Source organism: Mesorhizobium sp. M4B.F.Ca.ET.017.02.2.1 (assembly GCF_003998955.1).
Taxonomy (GTDB): Bacteria; Pseudomonadota; Alphaproteobacteria; order Rhizobiales; family Rhizobiaceae; genus Mesorhizobium; species Mesorhizobium abyssinicae.
In genome coordinates this window covers 1-18,590 of the sequence record NZ_RZOF01000016.1, presented here as the reverse complement: position 1 = coordinate 18,590, position 18,590 = coordinate 1, and the positions used below count along the sequence as shown (strand labels likewise).

The 18,590-nt window shown below is 65.6% G+C and carries 14 protein-coding genes; 13 read left to right on the top strand and 1 reads right to left on the bottom strand.

Annotated features, from left to right (window positions below):
- The first annotated feature begins 7 nt into the window (after positions 1-7).
- From EN738_RS04075 to EN738_RS04015, 13 genes are all read left to right on the top strand, one after another.
- Positions 8-1,408 carry an amino acid permease gene (locus EN738_RS04075; protein ID WP_127282579.1) on the top strand — a complete coding sequence of 467 codons (1,401 nt, stop codon included), beginning with the start codon at positions 8-10 and terminating at the stop codon, positions 1,406-1,408.
- A gap of 46 nt (positions 1,409-1,454) precedes the next feature.
- On the top strand, positions 1,455-2,144 hold the full coding sequence (locus EN738_RS04070) for a hypothetical protein (protein WP_127282578.1): 690 nt from the start codon (positions 1,455-1,457) through the stop codon (positions 2,142-2,144).
- Positions 2,141-2,470, top strand: a complete 330-nt coding sequence (locus EN738_RS04065; protein WP_127282577.1) for a hypothetical protein — start codon at positions 2,141-2,143, stop codon at positions 2,468-2,470. The genes EN738_RS04070 and EN738_RS04065 overlap by 4 nt, the downstream gene beginning before the upstream one ends.
- Positions 2,471-2,554: 84 nt before the next feature.
- Positions 2,555-3,451: a glutamine amidotransferase family protein gene (locus EN738_RS04060; protein WP_127282576.1), complete on the top strand. Its 897-nt coding sequence runs from the start codon at positions 2,555-2,557 to the stop codon at positions 3,449-3,451.
- 4 nt (positions 3,452-3,455) lie between these two features.
- Positions 3,456-4,187: a GXGXG domain-containing protein gene (locus EN738_RS04055; RefSeq protein WP_127282575.1), complete on the top strand. Its 732-nt coding sequence runs from the start codon at positions 3,456-3,458 to the stop codon at positions 4,185-4,187.
- Between the two features lie 6 nt (positions 4,188-4,193).
- Entirely contained in the window at positions 4,194-5,522 is a 1,329-nt protein-coding gene (locus EN738_RS04050; protein ID WP_126056046.1) for an FMN-binding glutamate synthase family protein, read from the top strand.
- Between the two features lie 62 nt (positions 5,523-5,584).
- Entirely contained in the window at positions 5,585-6,892 is a 1,308-nt protein-coding gene (gene glnT, locus EN738_RS04045) for a type III glutamate--ammonia ligase (RefSeq protein WP_127282574.1), read from the top strand.
- 94 nt (positions 6,893-6,986) lie between these two features.
- The gene (locus tag EN738_RS04040; RefSeq protein ID WP_127282573.1) at positions 6,987-8,240 is read left to right on the top strand and encodes a sarcosine oxidase subunit beta family protein; all 1,254 of its coding nucleotides are present in this window, start codon (positions 6,987-6,989) and stop codon (positions 8,238-8,240) included.
- Between the two features lie 16 nt (positions 8,241-8,256).
- Entirely contained in the window at positions 8,257-8,532 is a 276-nt protein-coding gene (locus EN738_RS04035) for a sarcosine oxidase subunit delta (RefSeq protein ID WP_127282572.1), read from the top strand.
- Positions 8,532-11,516 (top strand): sarcosine oxidase subunit alpha, encoded by a 2,985-nt coding sequence (locus EN738_RS04030; RefSeq protein ID WP_189605750.1) that lies wholly within the window; start codon positions 8,532-8,534, stop codon positions 11,514-11,516. The genes EN738_RS04035 and EN738_RS04030 overlap by 1 nt, the downstream gene beginning before the upstream one ends.
- Positions 11,509-12,132, top strand: a complete 624-nt coding sequence (locus EN738_RS04025; RefSeq protein ID WP_127282571.1) for a sarcosine oxidase subunit gamma family protein — start codon at positions 11,509-11,511, stop codon at positions 12,130-12,132. Before EN738_RS04030 ends, EN738_RS04025 begins: the two co-directional genes overlap by 8 nt.
- 268 nt (positions 12,133-12,400) lie before the next feature.
- Entirely contained in the window at positions 12,401-14,770 is a 2,370-nt protein-coding gene (locus EN738_RS04020) for an aminomethyltransferase family protein (RefSeq protein ID WP_127282570.1), read from the top strand.
- A gap of 250 nt (positions 14,771-15,020) precedes the next feature.
- A complete protein-coding gene (locus tag EN738_RS04015; RefSeq protein ID WP_127282569.1) occupies positions 15,021-16,730 on the top strand; it encodes an APC family permease in 1,710 nt (569 codons plus the stop codon).
- A gap of 284 nt (positions 16,731-17,014) precedes the next feature.
- Here the strand turns inward: EN738_RS04015 and EN738_RS04010 are convergent.
- The coding region (locus tag EN738_RS04010) for an efflux RND transporter permease subunit (protein WP_145966825.1) at positions 17,015-18,590 on the bottom strand (1,576 nt) is incomplete at its 5' end.

Below are 18,590 nucleotides of genomic sequence, written 5' to 3'. Positions count from 1 at the left end.
TTGATCGATGACGGTCGCGCTTGACAACACCACCACCATCCACGGCGACAGGGTCTCGCTGCTCCGGGTGCTCGGCCCCGCCCATGTCTGGGCGCTCGGCGTCGGCATCGTGCTGGTCGGCGAATTCACCGGCTGGAATTTCGCCGCCGACAAGGGCGGCGCGCTGGCGGCGCTGATCGTCTGCTGGCTCGTCGGGCTGCTCTACACCTCGGTCGCCATGATCGATTCCGAGGTGACCTCGACCGTCGCCGCCGCCGGCGGCCAGTATGCGCAGGCCAAGCACATCGTCGGACCGCTGATGGCCTTCAACGTCGCGCTGTTCCTGGTCTTCGCCTACACGATGCTGGAAGTGTCGGACGCCATCCTGCTCGGCGACACGATCGTCGCCAAGGCCGGCGTCGAGGGCCTAACGCACAATTCCTTCATCGCCGCCACCATCGTGGTGCTGGCATGGCTCAACTATCGCGGCGTGCTGATGACGCTCAACGTCAACTTTGTCATCACCGCGATTGCCTACATCTCGATCGTCATCCTGTTCTTCTCGGTGAGCCCGTGGACGCAAGGCGCCGTGCTGAAGCTCAACGAACTGGTGACGCCCAGCAATGCGCTGCCCTATGGCTGGATCGGCGTCATCGCCGCCTTCCAGTTCGGCATCTGGTACTATCTCGGCATCGAGGGCACCACGCAGGCGGCCGAGGAAGTGCGCTCTCCGGCGCGCTCGCTGCCCTACGGCACCATGGCCGGCATGATCACGCTTCTGATCGCCGCCGCCATGACCTGGTATGTCTGCGCCTCGATGATGCCGTGGGAGTATCTCGGCATCACCTATTATCCGCTTTGGGACGCCGGCAAGCTGACCGGCAGCCCGCTGCTCGAGAACCTGCTGTTCATCGCGACGCTGCTGGCAGCACTTGCCTCGGCCAATGGCTGCATCAACGATGCCGCCCGTGCCTGGTTCTCGCTCGGCCGCGACCGCTACCTGCCGAGCTGGTTCTCGGCGGTGCATCCGAGATACCGCACGCCCTACCGCTCGATCCTGTTCCTGCTGCCGATCGCGCTCGCCTTCGCCTTCATCGCCGACCTCAACCAGGCGATCACCTTCTCGATCCTGTCGGGCGTGCTGCAATACACCTTCATGAGCATCAACATCATGATGTTCCGCAAGAAGTGGCCGCTGGGTTCCATCCGCCGCGGCTACACGCACCCCTTCCATCCGCTGCCGGCCATCGTGCTGTTCTGCCTGTGCGTGGTCACCTTCTTCGCCATCTTCCTCGGCTTCGGCTCGCAGCTGATCGCGATGACCATCTTCTATTTCCTGATCTCGCTGTGGTTCCACTTCTACCGTTACAAATTCGTGCGCCGCGGCGACCAGTTCACCATGCCGTGGCCGAAGCCGCAGGGCTATTGAGTGGAAAGAAGGCCCGCCGGCTGACGGCGGGCTCTGGCGTGTCGAGATGTCTGAGTTGACGTCAGTCTTGTTTGCCGGGGCGATGGCGGTTGGCGTCGTCGTCCACCTTGCCTGGCTCGCGCGCAAAAGCCGCAACCGGGCCGAGGCGGCGATTGCCGTCGACACCGCCGGCATTCGCATTGTTGTTGCCGACGCCGTCGATGTCTCCGACGGCACGGTGGGCGTCACCACCTGGGCGGGCACCTGGAACGGGCATCGCGTGCAGGTCCGCACCATCGTCGACACGCTGGCGACCAGAAAACTGCCGGCGCGCTGGCTCACCGTCACCGTCACCGAGCCTGTCGACGTTCCGGGAACTTTCGACATGATGATGCGGCCGGGCTCGGCGACCACGTTTTCCAATTTCGATCACCTCGGCCACACGCTGCCGAAGACCGCCGGCTTTCCCGTCGAGGCGGTGCTGCGCACGGACCGCAAGGGGGTCGCCTTCCCGCAGGACGTGATTGCCGGCCATCTCGACATCTTCGCCGAGGGCCGGGCCAAGGAACTGCTGGTCACGCCGAAGGGCGTGCGCATCGTCTGGCTGCTGGCCGAGGCAGAGCGGGCGCGCTACGGCGTGTTCCGGCAGGCTGCGTTTGGCGACACGAAACTGGATCCGGCGCTGATCGAAAGGCTGCTGCAATCGGCCTCGACGCTTCGCGATGCCATCAACGAGCGCAAACGGCAGGCCGCATGACCGACAAAGCCAGCTCCCCCGCCCCGGCGAATCCGTATCTCGTGCTCGGCGCGGCGATCGTGCTGCCGGGGAGCGGACATGTCATGCTCGGCGTGCCGACGCGCGGGCTGCAATTCCTGTTCTTCATGGTGATCCTTGGCTGGGTGACCACCAAGGTGGCGGCACCGGACGCCAGCTTCGTCGGCCGTCATGCCGGCGGCTTCCTGATTTATGCGCTGTCGATTCTCGATGCCTACAAGATTGCACGCATCCGCTACACGCAATGGGCTCACAGTGACCGCCGAAGCGATGACGGCGCGGCCGGCGGCGTAGAGCCGCACACGTAACTAGAGGAAAATTTTTTTCATATGGTTGAATTCTGATTCCTCATTCGGTACATCATTTGAGAGCCATAAACATCGGAGGCTGACATGTGCGGAATCGTCGGACTTTTCCTCAAGGACAAGTCGCTGGAGCCCAAGCTGGGCGCGATGCTGTCGGAGATGCTGATCTGTCTCACCGACCGGGGTCCGGACAGTGCCGGCATCGCCATCTATGGCGCACCGGCCGGCAACGAGGCCAAGATCACCATCCAGTCAGCGAAACCGGAACACGACTTCCGCGGCCTCGACGCTGAGCTCGCCAAGGCGATCGGCGCGCCGGTGAGCGTCGCGGTCAAGTCGACGCATGCGGTGATCAGGACCGCGCCGGACAAAGTCGACACCGCGCGTGAGGCACTGCAATCGCTTCGGCCCGATATCCGCATCATGGGCGCCGGCGAAGCGGTCGAGATCTACAAGGAGGTCGGCCTGCCGGAAGCCGTCGTCGAGCGTTTCGACGTGCGCTCGATGACCGGCACCCATGGCATCGGCCACACCCGCATGGCGACGGAATCGGCGGTCACCACGATGGGCGCGCACCCCTTCTCGACCGGCGCCGACCAATGCCTGGTGCACAATGGCTCGCTGTCCAACCACAACAATGTGCGGCGCGAGCTGGTCCGCGAGGGCATGAAATTCGAGACCGAAAACGACACCGAGGTGGCAGCCGCCTATCTCTCCTCCAAGATCGCGCATGGCAAGAACCTCGGCGAGGCGCTGGAGGGCACACTCTCCGATCTCGACGGCTTCTTCACCTTCGTCGTCGGCACCAAGAACGGCTTTGGCGTGGTGCGCGACCCGATCGCCTGCAAGCCCGCCGTCATGGCCGAGACCGACCAGTATGTCGCGTTCGGTTCGGAATATCGCGCGCTCACCAAACTGCCCGGCATAGACAATGCGAGGGTCTGGGAACCGGAGCCCGCAACCGTCTATTTCTGGGAGCATTGAGTTCATGCCGGCAACCAACGTATCCACCGCTCAGCGCGACCAGAGCCACGCCAGGGTGTTGGACCTTGCCGCACTGTCGCTGCGCGAGCTGAACCAGGCGCTGCATCAGCTGACCCCGGGCTCCAACGAGACGGCCTGGGAGGTGCTCAACCCCAAGGGCAGCCATTCGGTCGCCGTCGGCGTCGACCAGCCGGTCGCCATCGATGTGCGCGGCAGCGTCGGCTACTATTGCGGCGGCATGAATGCCGGCGGCGCCATCACCGTGCATGGCTCGGCCGGCCCCGGCGTCGGCGAGAACATGATGTCGGGCTCGATCGTGATCAAAGGCGACGCCAGCCAGTATGCCGGCGCCACCGGCCGCGGCGGCCTGCTGGTCATCGAAGGCAACGCGTCGTCGCGCTGCGGCATCTCGATGAAGGGCATCGACATCGTCGTGCACGGCAATATCGGCCACATGTCCGCCTTCATGGCGCAGTCCGGCAACCTCGTGGTCCTGGGCGATGCCGGCGATGCGCTGGGCGATTCCATCTACGAGGCGCGGCTGTTCGTGCGTGGCAAGGTCGAGAGCCTGGGCGCCGACTGCATCGCCAAGGAGATGCGGCCCGAGCATCTGGAATTCCTGCAAGGCCTGCTCGACCGCGCCGGCGTGACCGGCGTCAAAGCTTCGGAGTTCAAGCGCTACGGCTCGGCGCGCAAGCTCTACAATTTCAATATCGACAACGCCGACGCGTATTGAGGCAAGATGACCTATCGCAACCCGCCGACGACGCCGCGCAAATCCGCGACCTTCGACGACTACACGCTCTCCGAAATCCGCCGCGCCGCGGCGACCGGCATCTATGACATCCGCGGCGCCGGCGCCAAGCGCAAGCTGCCGCATTTCGACGACCTCCTGTTCCTCGGCGCCTCGATCTCGCGCTATCCGCTGGAAGGCTATCGCGAGCGCTGCGACACCAGCGTGGTGCTCGGCACGCGCCACGCCAAGAAGCCGATCGAGCTGAAGATCCCGATCACCATCGCCGGCATGAGCTTCGGCTCGCTGTCCGGCCCCGCCAAGGAAGCGCTCGGACGCGGCGCGACGCTGTCCGGGACCTCGACCACCACCGGCGACGGCGGCATGACCGAGGAAGAGCGCGGCCATTCCAAGCAGTTGGTCTATCAGTATCTGCCGTCACGCTACGGCATGAACCCGCGCGACCTGCGCCGCGCCGACGCGATCGAAGTGGTCGTCGGCCAGGGCGCCAAGCCCGGCGGCGGCGGCATGCTGCTCGGCCAGAAGATCTCCGACCGCGTCGCCGAGATGCGCACGCTGCCCAAGGGCATCGACCAGCGCTCGGCGTCGCGCCATCCCGACTGGACCGGGCCCGACGATCTCGAGATCAAGATCCTCGAACTGCGCGAGATCACCGACTGGGAAAAGCCGATCTACGTCAAGGTCGGCGGCGCCCGCCCCTATTACGACACCGCGCTCGCGGTGAAGGCCGGCGCCGACGTCGTCGTCGTCGACGGCATGCAGGGCGGCACCGCCGCGACGCAGGAAGTGTTCATCGAAAATGTCGGCCAGCCGACGCTTGCCTGCATCAGGCCGGCGGTGCAGGCGCTGCAGGACCTCGGCATGCACCGCAAGGTGCAGCTGATCGTTTCCGGCGGCATCCGCAACGGCGCCGACGTCGCCAAGGCGCTGGCGCTCGGCGTCGACGCTGTGTCGATCGGCACGGCGGCGCTGGTTGCGCTGGGCGACAACGATCCCCGGTGGGAGGCGGAGTACAATGCGCTCGGCTCCACCGCCGGCGCCTATGACGACTGGCATGAAGGCCGCGACCCGGCCGGCATCACCACCCAGGACCCCGAGCTGATGAAGCGGGTCGACCCGATCGCGGCAGGACGGCGGCTGGCGAATTACCTGAAAGTGATGACGCTGGAGGCGCAGACGATCGCGCGCGCCTGCGGCAAGAACAGCCTGCACAACCTCGAGCCCGAGGATCTCGTCGCACTCACCATCGAGGCGGCCGCCATGGCGGGCGTGCCGCTTGCCGGCACCAACTGGATACCGGGGAAGAACGGCTTCTAATCAATTGAAGGGCCAAGACCCAAATGCCTTGGGCCATGGCCGACAAAAAATGGGGAACTGGTGTGACTACTGATCTTGCAGAATTCGCAAGGGCGAAAAACGTCAAATATTTCATGATCTCCTACACCGACCTGTTTAGCGGGCAGCGTGCGAAGCTGGTGCCGGCACAGGCGATCGCCGACATGCAGAAGGACGGCGCGGGATTTGCCGGCTTCGCCACCTGGCTCGATCTCACGCCGGCGCATCCGGACATGCTGGCGGTGCCGGATCCAGCCTCGGTCATCCAGTTGCCGTGGAAGCCGGAGGTCGCCTGGGTCGCCGCCAATTGCGTCATGGACGACAAGGAGGTCGGCCAGGCGCCGCGCAACACGCTGAAGCGGGTGATCGAAGAGGCTGCCCGCGACGGCATGCATGTCAAGACCGGCGTCGAGGCCGAGTTCTTCCTGATCTCGCCGGACGGCAAGGCGATCTCCGACGAATACGATACCGCCTCAAAACCATGCTACGACCAGCAGGCGGTGATGCGGCGCTACGACGTCATCGCAGAAATCTGCGACCATATGCTGGCGCTGGGCTGGGGCCCGTACCAGAACGACCATGAGGACGCCAACGGCCAGTTCGAGATGAACTGGACCTTCGACCATGCGCTGGCGACCGCCGACAAGCACTCGTTCTTCAAATTCATGGTGAAGTCGATTGCCGAAAAACACGGCCTGCGCGCGACTTTCATGCCCAAGCCCTTCCAGGGCCTGACTGGCAATGGCTGCCATGCGCATATCTCGGTGTGGGACGAGACCGGCAAGACCAATGTCTTCGCCGACAATGCGATGGAGCTCGGCCTCTCGGCCAAGGGCAAGAATTTCCTAGGCGGCATCATGAAGCATGCCTCGGCGCTTGCGGCTATCACCAACCCGACGGTCAATTCCTACAAGCGCATCAATGCGCCGCGCACGATTTCTGGCGCGACCTGGGCACCGAACACGGTGACCTGGACCGGCAACAACCGTACCCACATGGTGCGCGTGCCAGGCCCGGGCCGTTTCGAACTGCGCCTGCCCGACGGTGCAGCCAACCCGTATCTGCTGCAGGCCGTCATCATCGCTGCCGGTCTCGATGGCATCCGCTCGAAGGCCGACCCGGGCAAACGCTACGACATCGACATGTACCAGTTCGGCCATACCGTGACGGACGCGCCGAAATTGCCGCTCAACCTGCTCGACGCGCTGCGCGAGTTCGACAATGACAAATCGCTGAAGACGGCGCTGGGTGAGGAATTCTCGTCGGCTTACCTAAAGCTGAAGCAGCAGGAATGGAATTCCTATGCTTCGCACTTCACGCAGTGGGAGCGCGACCACACGCTGGATATCTGAAGCATCGGACCGAATAGTGCGAAGCGGTTTTCGGACGAATCCGATGCGTTAAGCAATACCACCAGCGCGACGCGAGCGATCTCGGAATGACCTTATGAAATATTCGATCTTCTCGCTCGCCCGCGCCGCCCTCTCCGGCCACAAGAACTGGCAGCGCACCTGGCGCGACGCCAGCCCGAAGGACCGCTACGATGTGGTGATCATCGGCGGCGGCGGCCATGGGCTGGCGACGGCGTGGTTCCTCGCCAGCGAGTTCGGCATCCGCAATGTCGCCGTTCTCGAAAAGGGCTGGATCGGCTCCGGCAATGCCGGCCGCAACACCACCATCATCCGCTCCAATTACGGCCTGCCCGGCAATACCGGCTTCTACGAGCTGTCGATGAAGCTGTGGGAGCGGATGGAGCAGGACCTCAACTACAATTCGATGGTCAGCCAGCGCGGCGTCATCAACCTCTACCATTCCGACGCCCAGCGCGACGCCTATGCGCGGCGCGGGAACACCATGCGCATCAACGGCATCGACGCCGAATTGCTCGACCTCGCGGCGGTCAGGAAGATGATGCCGTTCCTGAACTTCGACAATGCGCGCTTCCCCGTGCAGGGCGGGCTCTTGCAGCGGCGCGGCGGTACGGCACGGCACGACGCCGTCGTGTGGGGCTATGCGCATGCGGCCAGCGCGCTTGGCGTCGACATCATCCAGAACTGCGAGGTCACCGGCTTCACGCGCGACGGCAATGGCAAGGTGACCGGTGTCGAGACCTCGCGCGGCGGGATCGGCGCCGGCAAGGTCGGCATGGCGGTCGCCGGCTCCTCATCGCGGGTCGCGGCGATGGCGGGCCTGCGCCTGCCGATCGAAAGCCACGTGCTGCAGGCCTTCGTCTCCGAGGCGATCAAGCCGCTGCTGCCCAATGTCATGACCTTCGGCGCCGGCCACTTCTATGTCAGCCAGTCGGACAAGGGCGGCCTGGTCTTCGGCGGCGACATCGACGGCTACAATTCCTACGCCCAGCGCGGCAACCTTCCAGTCATGGAGGATGTCTGCGAGGGCGGCATGGCACTGATCCCGATGATCGGCCGCGTCAGGCTGCTGCGCCAGTGGGGCGGCATCATGGACATGTCGATGGACGGCACGCCCATCATCGACAAGAGCCCTGTCGATGGCCTCTATCTCAATGCCGGCTGGTGCTATGGCGGCTTCAAGGCGACGCCCGGCTCCGGCTTGGTCTTTGCCCATCTCATCGCCCGCGACGAAGCGCACAAAGAAGCCGCGCGCTTCCGCCTCGATCGCTTCCAGCGCGGCGCGATGATCGACGAAAAGGGCCAGGGCGCCCAACCGAACCTGCACTGAAGGCGGCCAGGAAATCATGCGTATTGTCTGTCCCTTCTGCGGCGAACGCGAACTCGGCGAGTTCACCTATCTCGGCGACGCCAAGCCGCAACGGCCGGCGGCGGACGCGGGCGAAGAGGCCGTCTACGACTATGTCTACCTGCGCGACAACATCGCCGGCCCGATGAGCGAGCACTGGTATCATGGCGGCGGCTGCAGGGCCTGGCTGAAGGTCACCCGCAACACGCTGACGCATGAGATTTCGGCCGTTGTGCCCGCTGCTGGCGCCGGTGCGGCAAAGGTTGACGCGTGATGGTGGGCGACGCGCAAACACACCGGCTGGCAGACGGCGGCCTCATCGACCGCTCGGTGCCGCTGAGCTTCCGCTTCGACGGCAAGACGCTGCTTGGCTTCCAGGGCGACACGCTGGCCTCGGCGCTGGTCGCCAATGGCGTCAAGCTGGTCGGGCGCTCGTTCAAGTACCACCGCCCGCGCGGCATCCTGACGGCGGGATCGGAAGAGCCGAATGCGCTGGTCGAATTGCGCAGCGGCGCAAGGCGCGAGCCCAACACCAAGGCGACGACGGCCGAGCTCTATGACGGTCTCGAGGCCGCCAGCCAGAACCGCTGGCCGTCGCTGCGCCACGATTTCCTGTCGGTCAACCAGCTGTTCGCGCCGATCTTCGTCGCCGGCTTCTACTACAAGACCTTCATGTGGCCGGCGAAGTTCTGGGAGGCGGTCTACGAGCCGGCGATCCGCCGCGCCGCCGGTCTCGGCCGCGCCGCTGGCATTGCTGATCCCGACCACTACGACAAGGCCTGGGCGCATTGCGACGTGCTGATCGCCGGCTCCGGTCCGGCGGGACTGGCGGCGGCTTTGGCGGCAGGCCGCAGCGGGGCGCGCGTCATCCTGTGCGAAGAGGATTTTGTCCCGGGCGGCCGCTTGCTTGCTGACGGCGGAACGATCGACGGCCTGCCGGCCGCCGAATGGATTGCGCGCACGCTGGCCGAGCTTGGCTCGATGCCCGATGTCCGCATCATGACGCGCACGACGCTGTTCGGCGTCTATGACGGCGGCACCTATGGCGCGATCGAGCGCGTCAACGACCATCTGCCAGTTCCGCCGGAGCACCAGGTGCGGCAGCGGTTGTGGCGCATCGTGGCGAAGCGCAGCATTGTCGCGGCAGGCGCGATCGAGCGGCCGATCGTCTTTGCCGGCAACGACACGCCCGGCGTGATGATGGCTTCCGCCATGCGCAGCTACATCGGCCGCTATGCGGCAACGCCCGCAAAACGCGTCGCGCTGTTCACCAACAACGAGGACGGCTGGCGCACGGTCGAGACGGCGATTGCCGCCGGGCTGCAGGTCGCGGCGGTGATCGATGCGCGGCCGGATGTCTCGCCGCAGCATCGCTCGCTTGCTTCGAAGAACGGCTTCCCGGTGCTCAACGGCTCGGTTACCGGCGTCGACGGCGGCAAGGATGGCGTGCGCAAGATCGCCGTCTCGCTGACCGGCGGCGCGCGCGCCGAGGTCGACGCCGACGGGCTTGCCGTTTCCGGCGGCTGGAATCCTTCGGTCGGGCTGACCTCCTATCATCGCGGCCGGCCGAAATGGCGCGACGACATCGCCGCCTTCGTGCCGGATGGCGCGCCGCCCGGCATGGTCGCTGTAGGCGCCGCCAACGGCGCCTTCGGCCTCGGCGCTTGCCTGCGCCACGGGTTTGAGGCCGGCGCCGCTGCCGCAAGCGATAGCAGGCGCGGCGGCACCGCAGGTTCAGCGCCGGTCGCCAACGACGAGGCCTTCTCGCTCACCCCGCTCTGGCACATCCCCGGCAAGGGCAAGGCCTTCGTCGACCAGCAGCACGACGTCACCGCTTCCGACGTCGAACTGGCGCAGCGCGAAGGTTTCGAATCGGTCGAGCACCTCAAGCGCTACACCACGCTCGGCATGGCGACCGACCAGGGCAAGACCTCCAACATTGCCGGCCTCGCCATCATGGCCGCCGTCACCGGCAAGTCGATCCCGGAAACCGGCACGACGATCTACCGGCCGCCCTATGTGCCGGTCGCCATCGGCGCCTTCGCCGGCCACCATCGCGACGAGACCTTCCATGCGACGCGGCTGACGCCGTCACATCACTGGGCGGCGGAACAGGGCGCGGTGTTCGTCGACACCGGGTTATGGAAACGGGCGCAGTGGTATCCCCGCGCGGGCGAAAAGGACTGGCTGGAATCGGTGACCCGCGAGGTCAAGGCGGTGCGCGGCGGAGTAGGCTTCTGCGATGTCTCGACGCTGGGCAAGATCGACGTGCACGGTCCCGACGCCGGCGTCTTCCTCGACCGCGTCTACATCAACTCGTTCTCCAACCTCGCCGTCGGCAAGGCGCGCTACGGGCTGATGCTGCGCGAAGACGGCATCGTCTACGACGACGGCACGACCTCGCGGCTGGCCGAGGACCACTATTTCCTCACCACCACGACCGCCAAAGCCGGGCTGGTGATGCAGCATCTCGAATTCTGCCGCCAGGTGCTGTTCCCCGAACTCGACGTGCAGCTGACCTCGGTCTCCGACCAGTGGGCGCAGTTCTCCATCGCCGGGCCGAAGACCCGTGACCTGCTTCGCGAAATTGTCGATCCCGCCGAGGACCTGTCGAACGAAGGCTTTCCGTTCATGGGCGCGCGCGAAGTCGCTTTGCGCGGCGGCATCAAGGCCAGGCTGTTCCGCCTTTCGTTCTCCGGCGAGATGGCGTTCGAGATCTCGGTGCCGGCGCGCTACGGTGAGGCGCTGGTGCGCAATCTGATGATCGCGGGAAAACCGTTCGGCGTGATACCCTATGGCACCGAGGCGCTCGGCGTGATGCGCGTCGAGAAGGGCCATGTCGCCGGGCCGGAGCTCAACGGCACCACGACCGCCGCCGATCTCGGCCTCGGCAAGATGATGTCGACCAAGAAGGATTTTATCGGCCGCGTCATGGCCGGCCGCGAGGCGCTGGTGGCGCCGGACCGGCTGGTGGTCGTCGGCATCAAGCCGACCGACAAGGCGCGGCGGCTGCGCTCCGGCGCGCATGTCATTCCGAAGGGCCAGATCCCCGGCCCCGGCAACGACCAGGGCTATGTCACCTCGGTCTGCTTCTCGCCGACACTCGACCAGTGGATCGGGCTCGGGCTGGTCGAACGCGGCCGCGAGCGCATCGGCGACATCGTGCGCGCGCACGACCCGCTGCGTGGCGAGGCGTACGATGTCGAGCTCTGCAATCCCGTCTTCTACGATCCGGAAGGAGGGCGCCAGCGTGGCTGAGTTTTCCTGGGATATCCGCAGCCCGCTCGACCGCGCGCTCGTTGCCGGGCCGTATGGCGCGCGGGGTGAAGCCGGCGTGTCGCTGACCGAGATCCGCAATTTCGACCTCGTCCAGGTGATGGCGCGGCGCGGCAAGGTGACCGAGATGGCCGCGGCGGCGAAGGCCCGCTTCGGTGTCGCCGCGCCGGAAACGCCGAAGGCGGTCGGCACCGCCGACGCGACGCCGATCTGGTCCGGACCGGATCAGTTTTTCGTGCTGTCGCAGGGCGGCAGGCTCGGGATTGAGGCGCTCGCCCCGGTCTTTGCCGGTTCGGCTTCGCTTTCCGACCAGTCGCATGCGCGCATGTTGATCAGCGTATCCGGGCAGAGAGCGCGCGCGATGCTCGCCAAGCTGTCGTCGATCGATCTGCATCCCGATGTGTTTGCGGTGGGCATGGCGGCTGCGACCTCGATGGATCACACGAGCGTCACACTCTGGCGGGGTGGTGATCGCGGCGGACAGGCGGTGTTCAACCTGCTGGTGTTTTCGACCTTCGCCGAAAGTCTCTGGCACACCATTCTCGATTCGGCCGCGGAGTATGGCGTTACGATCGGCCATTCCGAGGAACTGGCGTAGCGCATGTGCGCGCCCTCTCCTTCTCCCCTTGTGGGAGAAGCTGGATCGGCCGTTAGCGCCGAGACGGATGAGGGGTGCGCGACGGAGTGAGACCCTGGCGTTCCTTCGCGCACCCCTCATCCGTCGCCTTCGGCGACACCTTCTCCCACAAGGGGAGAAGGAGGAGCCGGCGCCATCTCCACCTTGCCAAATCCAACCCCGCTGCTATTCTTGCTGCTAAACTAATTTCACACACAGGCAAACTTGTTGCTCGAAACATAGGGTCGAGATGAGCCAGTCGCCCTACCCCGCCGTCGCCTCCGGGCCGCCCCGGCCGAGCCTGATCCTCAGGCCAGGCCAGATCGCGTTGCCGCCCGGCATCGAGCGCTACACCGTGCAGGGCAACGGCGCGGTGCTGCTCGACGTCGAGGCCGGCGATACGGTGAGCGTGCGCAATATCGAAGGCGGACAGGCCTGCGAGCTGTTGGCCTGGGGCAAGAACGGCGTCACCGATCCCGGCATTTTCGGCGAGGCTGCAAACAGCAACGCCGCAGGCATCAAGGCGCTGCTGGCGGATGGCGACGACAGCTTGTCGGCGCTGCGTCTCGGCCTGCAACGCCGCCAAGTTCAGCTTGAGCAACCGAAGGCCGTGCGCGTCTTCGGCGGCGCGACGCCCGCCGGCACCGAGCAAGGCTTCGGCGTGCAGCGCGATGGCGCGCTGCTGATCGCGGCGCCCGGCGGGCCGATGCTGGTCGACGGCCACGACACGGCGACGCCGCTCGCCGTCATCGTGCGCCGCGCGACGATCCGGCTGAAGGCGAAGTCCGGGCTTGCCGATCCGCTCGCCGATCCGGTGCTCGATCTCAGGGTCCATTCGGCGACTGCCGAAGCCTATTTCGTCAAGGCCGGTGACTATCTGCAGATCATCGATGTCGACGGCCGCCAGTGCACCGACTTCCAGTGCTTCTCGGCGCGCAAGCTGGACAAGGGCCGCGACCTGCCGCTCGACGTGACGACGACGCGCACGCTGATGGGCGCCGCCTATCCGATGCCCGGCCTGCATTCGAAATATTACGACCAGGACATGGAGCCGCTGGTCGAGGTGGTGCAGGACACTTGCGGGCGGCACGACGCCTTCGCGCTCGCCTGTGCCGCCAAATACTACGACGACATTGGTTATCCCGGGCACACCAACTGCTCGGAGAATTTCAACAAGGCGCTTTCGGACAAGGGCGTCACGCCCCGCGCCGGCTGGATGGCGATCAACTTCTTCTTCAACACGGCAATCGACGCGCATGGCGTCATGGTGTCGGACGAGCCATGGTCGCGGCCGGGCGACTATGTGCTGTTGCGCGCACTGACCGACATCGTCTGCGTCTCCTCCGCCTGCCCCGACGACACCACGCCCGCCAATGGCTGGAACCTCACCGACATCCATGTGCGCACCTATTCCGGCCAGCACAAATTCTCGCGCGCGATCGCCAGACGCATGACGCCCGATTCGGAACCGAAGATGACCCGAGAGACAGCTTTTCATTCGAGCTTTGCCAAGCACACGCGCGACTTCGCCGAGTACAGGGGCTACTGGCTGGCCAACTCCTTCGCCAAAGAGGGCGCCATCGCCGAATACTGGGTCTGCCGGCAGGCGGCGGTGATCATGGACCTGTCGCCGCTGCGCAAGTTCGAGGTGACAGGACCGGATTCCGAAGCGCTGCTGCAATACACGCTGACCCGCGACGTCAAGAAGCTCGGCGTCAACCAGGTCGTCTATTCGGCGATGTGCTACGAGCATGGCGGCATGATCGACGACGGCACGCTGCTGAGGCTCGGCAAGGACAATTTCCGCTGGGTCGGCGGCGACGACCTGTCCGGCGAATGGCTGCGCGAGACGGCCAGGAAACTCGGCCTCAACGTGCTGGTGCGCTCCTCCACAGACCAGATGCACAACATCGCCGTGCAGGGACCGAAGAGCCGCGACATCTTGAAGGAGGTCGTCTGGACCTCGCCGCTGCAGCCCTCGATCGGCGAGCTCGAATGGTTCCGCTTCGCGGTCGCCCGCATCGGCGGCGGCAACGGCGTTCCGGTGGTCGTCTCGCGCACCGGCTATACGGGCGAGCTCGGCTACGAGATCTGGTGCCATCCGCGCGACGCCGAAAAGGTGTTCGACGCCATCTGGGAGGCCGGCCAGCCGCATGGGCTGAAGCCGATGGGCCTGCAGGCGCTCGACATGGTGCGCATCGAGGCCGGGCTGATCTTCGCCGGCTACGAGTTCTCCGACCAGACCGATCCGTTCGAGGCCGGCATCGGCTTCACCGTGCCGCTGAAGACCAAGACCGACGACTTCATCGGCCGCGACGCGCTGATAAGGCGCAAGGAACATCCGCAGACGAAACTGGTCGGCCTCGACATCGATGCGAACATCCCTGTCGGCCACGGCGACTGCGTCCATGTCGGCCGCGCCCAGATCGGCGTCGTCACCTCCGGCATGCGCTCTCCGCTGCTCGGCAAGACCATCGCCCTGGCGCGGCTCGACGTCACCCATGCCGACATCGGCACTGAGGTCGAGGTCGGCAAGCTCGACGGCCATGCCAAGCGGCTGCCGGCGCGAGTCGTGGCCTTCGCGCATTACGACCCGCAAAAGACGAAACCGCGCTCCTGACGGCCGCCTCCAAGGCCTCATCCGACCGTCTTGATGGCGGCCGCAGTGGCGTCCGTGCCATGTTTCGCAAGCGTGATGTGCACGGCGCCACAAAACGCTTGACGTGAAAGCGCGTCGGATCAATCTTCACTGTTAAGAAAAAAATGCGACTGAGTGGAAACACTACAGCCGTTCGAAATGAGGCCGGGGGGAAGCTTCGCGCAGCCGAGGCACACCGGCGGGGAACAGCAAAAAAAGGGAATTCATACATATGAGCACAATGAGCACGGTCCTTGAGCAGCCTGCGGAAGGCAAGCTGCTCAGGCATATCGACTGGCGTGGCGCCTTTTGGGTGGCAAGCGGCGTTCCCGCCCTCGTCCTGTTCTCCATCGGCGGCATTGCCGGCACGACCGGAACCCTGGCTTTCGTGATCTGGACGGTGTCCATGATCATGGGCTTCCTGCAGTCGTTCACCTATGCCGAAATCGCCGGTCTGTTCCCGAACAAGTCCGGCGGCGCCTCGATCTACGGCGCCACCGCCTGGCTGCGTTACTCGAAATTCATCGCGCCGCTGTCGGTGTGGTGCAACTGGTTCGCCTGGTCGCCGGTGCTGTCGCTCGGCTGCTCGATCGCCGCCGCCTATATCCTCAACGCGCTGGCGCCGATCCCGGTCTTCAGCGAGACCTCGCCGGAAGTGGTCGCCTATATCGCCGCCCATGCCGGCACGGCGCCCGCCGATGCCATCGCGGCGGTGGCCGCCGCCGCGACGCCGGCGATCCGCACCTGGTCGCTCTGGGGCCATACGCTGGGTCCGGTGTCCTTCACCTTCAACGCCACCTTCTTCATCGGCGCGGTGCTGATGCTGATGATCTTCTCGATCCAGCATCGCGGCATCCTCGGCACGGCCAGTGTGCAGAAATATATCGGCCTGCTGGTCATCATCCCGATGCTGATCGTCGGCGTGGTGCCGATCTTCACCGGCCAGATCAACTGGGCGAACTTCTCGCCGCTGGTGCCGCTGGCGGCCGCCTACGCGCCCGACCCGGGAGCCTGGAACATCGCCGGCTGGACACTGGTGCTGGGCGGCATGTTCATCGCCGCCTGGTCGACCTACGGCTTCGAGACCGCCGTCTGCTACACGTCCGAGTTCAAGAACCCCGGCACCGACACGTTCAAGGCGATCTTCTATTCGGGCCTGCTCTGCATGCTGCTGTTCATCCTGGTGCCGTTCACCTTCCAGGGCGTGCTCGGCCTCAACGGCATGCTGGCGACGCCGATCGTCGACGGCTCCGGCGTCGCCGATGCGCTGGCCGGCATGGTCGGCGGCGGCAAGATCATCCACAGCCTGCTGGTCATGCTGATGATCCTGGCGCTGGTGCTCTGCATCATGACGGCGATGGCCGGCTCCTCGCGCACGCTCTACCAGGGCTCGGTCGACGGCTGGCTGCCGCGCTATCTCAGCCATGTCAACGAGCATGGCGCGCCGACGCGGGCGATGTGGACCGACCTCGTCTTCAACCTGGCCGTGCTGGCCATCGCCTCGGCCGACGCGACCAGCTTCTTCTTCATCCTCGCCGTGTCGAACTGCGGCTACATCATCTTCAACTTCCTCAACCTCAATGCCGGCTGGATCCACCGCATCGACAACGGCCATATCGCGAGGCCGTGGCGGGCGCCGACCTGGCTGCTCGGCATCGGGGCGATCTTCGCCTATGTCAACGCCGTCTTCATGGGCGCCGGCGCCAAGGTGTGGAACCCGATGGCGCTGTGGGCTGGCCTGATCACCGCGGCGCTGATCATCCCGGTGTTCTGCTTCCGTCACTACATCCAGGACGGCGGCAAGTTCCCCGACCATATGCTGGCCGATCTCGGCATGACGTCGGCCGACCTCAAGGTGAAGAAGGCGGGCGCCCTGCCCTATCTGACGCTGATCGCCGGCGTGGCGGTGATGCTGATCGCCAACTGGCTGTTCGTCATCTGACGCAGCGACCTGAGAACAGGATCCGGCGCGCCCGATCTCTTTTGTCCAACGGCCTCTCGTCAGCCGGCCCTGCGGATCGCCGTCTCCTCGAAGAACCGGTTCGGCGGCCGCTTCAGGCCGAGATTCTCGCGCAGCGTCGAGCCCTCATACTCGCGCCTGAAGATGCCGCGCCGCTGCAATTCGCTTCACACTTTTCCTGGAATTGCTCTAGCGCGCCGAGCCGCGATGCAGATCGTCCGCCATCGACCCGTGGCAATGGCGGACGATCCGAGGTTGCCACCACCTTATTCCGCGGCCAGCGCCAGCTCCGGCTTTTCGTTGTTCTGCGTCAGTTCGGACTCGGGCCCCTTGTCCTCGACCCCGGCCTTCTTGCGCTCGCGGCCGAAGAACAGCGCGTAGCCTGCCGGCAGCACCAGGATGGTGAGAACGGTGGCGACGAGGATGCCGCCCATCATGGCGTAGGCCAGCGGCCCCCAGAACACGGCGCGCGAGATCGGGATCAGCGCCAGCACGGCGGTGAGCGCCGTCAGCATGATCGGCCGGAAGCGGCGCACGGCGGCGCCGATGATCGCCTCGGATCGCTCCATGCCGGCGGCGATGTCCTGATCGATCTGGTCGACCAGGATGATCGAGTTGCGCATGATGATGCCAAGCAGCGCGATCACGCCGAGGATGGCGACGAAGCCGAAGGGCGCGCCGCTGATCAGCAGCGCCGCGGCGGCGCCGATGATGCCGAGCGGACCGGTGGCCAGCACCAGCATCGCCTTGCCGAAATGCTGCAGCTGGATCATCAAGAGCACGACGATGATGGCCAGCATGATCGGCGCCTTGGCGGCGATCGAGGCCTGGCTTTCGGCCGAATCCTCGGCGCCGCCCTGGATCTCGACCTTGTAGCCGGGCGCTAGGCCGGCACGCAGGTCCTTCATGTCGTTGTACATCTTGGTGACGACGTCGTTCGACTGCACGCCGTCCGGCAGGGTGCCGCGCACCGTGATGGTCGGCAGGCGGTCGCGCCGCCACTCGATGCCTTGCTCCAGCACCGGAACGACCTTGGCCACCTGCGACAGCGGCACGAAACCGCCGAAATCGGTCGGGATGTAGACCGAATCGACCGAGGACAGCAGCTTGCGGCTCGCCTCCGGTTCGCGGGCGACGATCGAGACCGTCTCCTCGCCGTCGCGGAAATCGTCGAGCGGCGCGCCGGACATGGTGGCCTGCAGCATCTGGCGGATGCGCTGCGAGGTGACGCCGAGTGCGCGGGCGCGATCCTGGTCGATGACCAGCTTCATCGCCGGCACCGGCTCCAGCCAGTCGTCATGCACGGCTCCGAGCAGCGGGTTGGCCTGGAACTTCGCCTTCACCTCGTCGGCGATGCGGCGCACCTCCTGGCGGTCCGGGCCCATGACGCGCATCTGCACCGGCCAGCCGGTCGGCGGACCGAGGAACAGGCGGTCGACCTTGGACCGGATCGATGGGAAATCCTCGGCCAGGATGGTGCGCAGCTTGACGATCAGCCGCTCGCGCGCCGGTTCGTCCTTGGCCATCACCAGGAGCTGGGCGAAGTTCGGATTCCTGAGCTGCTGGTCGAGCGGCAGGAAGAAGCGCGGCGCGCCCTCGCCGATATAGGTGGCGATGAAGCGCTTGTCCGGATCGTCCATCATCTTGCCTTCGAGCGCCTTGGCCTGCGTCTCGACCTCCTTGATCGAGGTGCCTTCCGGCAGCCAGAGGTCGACGAGGATTTCGGGCCGGGAGGACTGCGGGAAGAAGTTCTGCGGAATGAACTGGAACGCCCACAGGCTGGTGGCGAAGGTGACCAGCGTCATCACCAGCACGATGATGCGATGGCGCACGGCCCAGCCG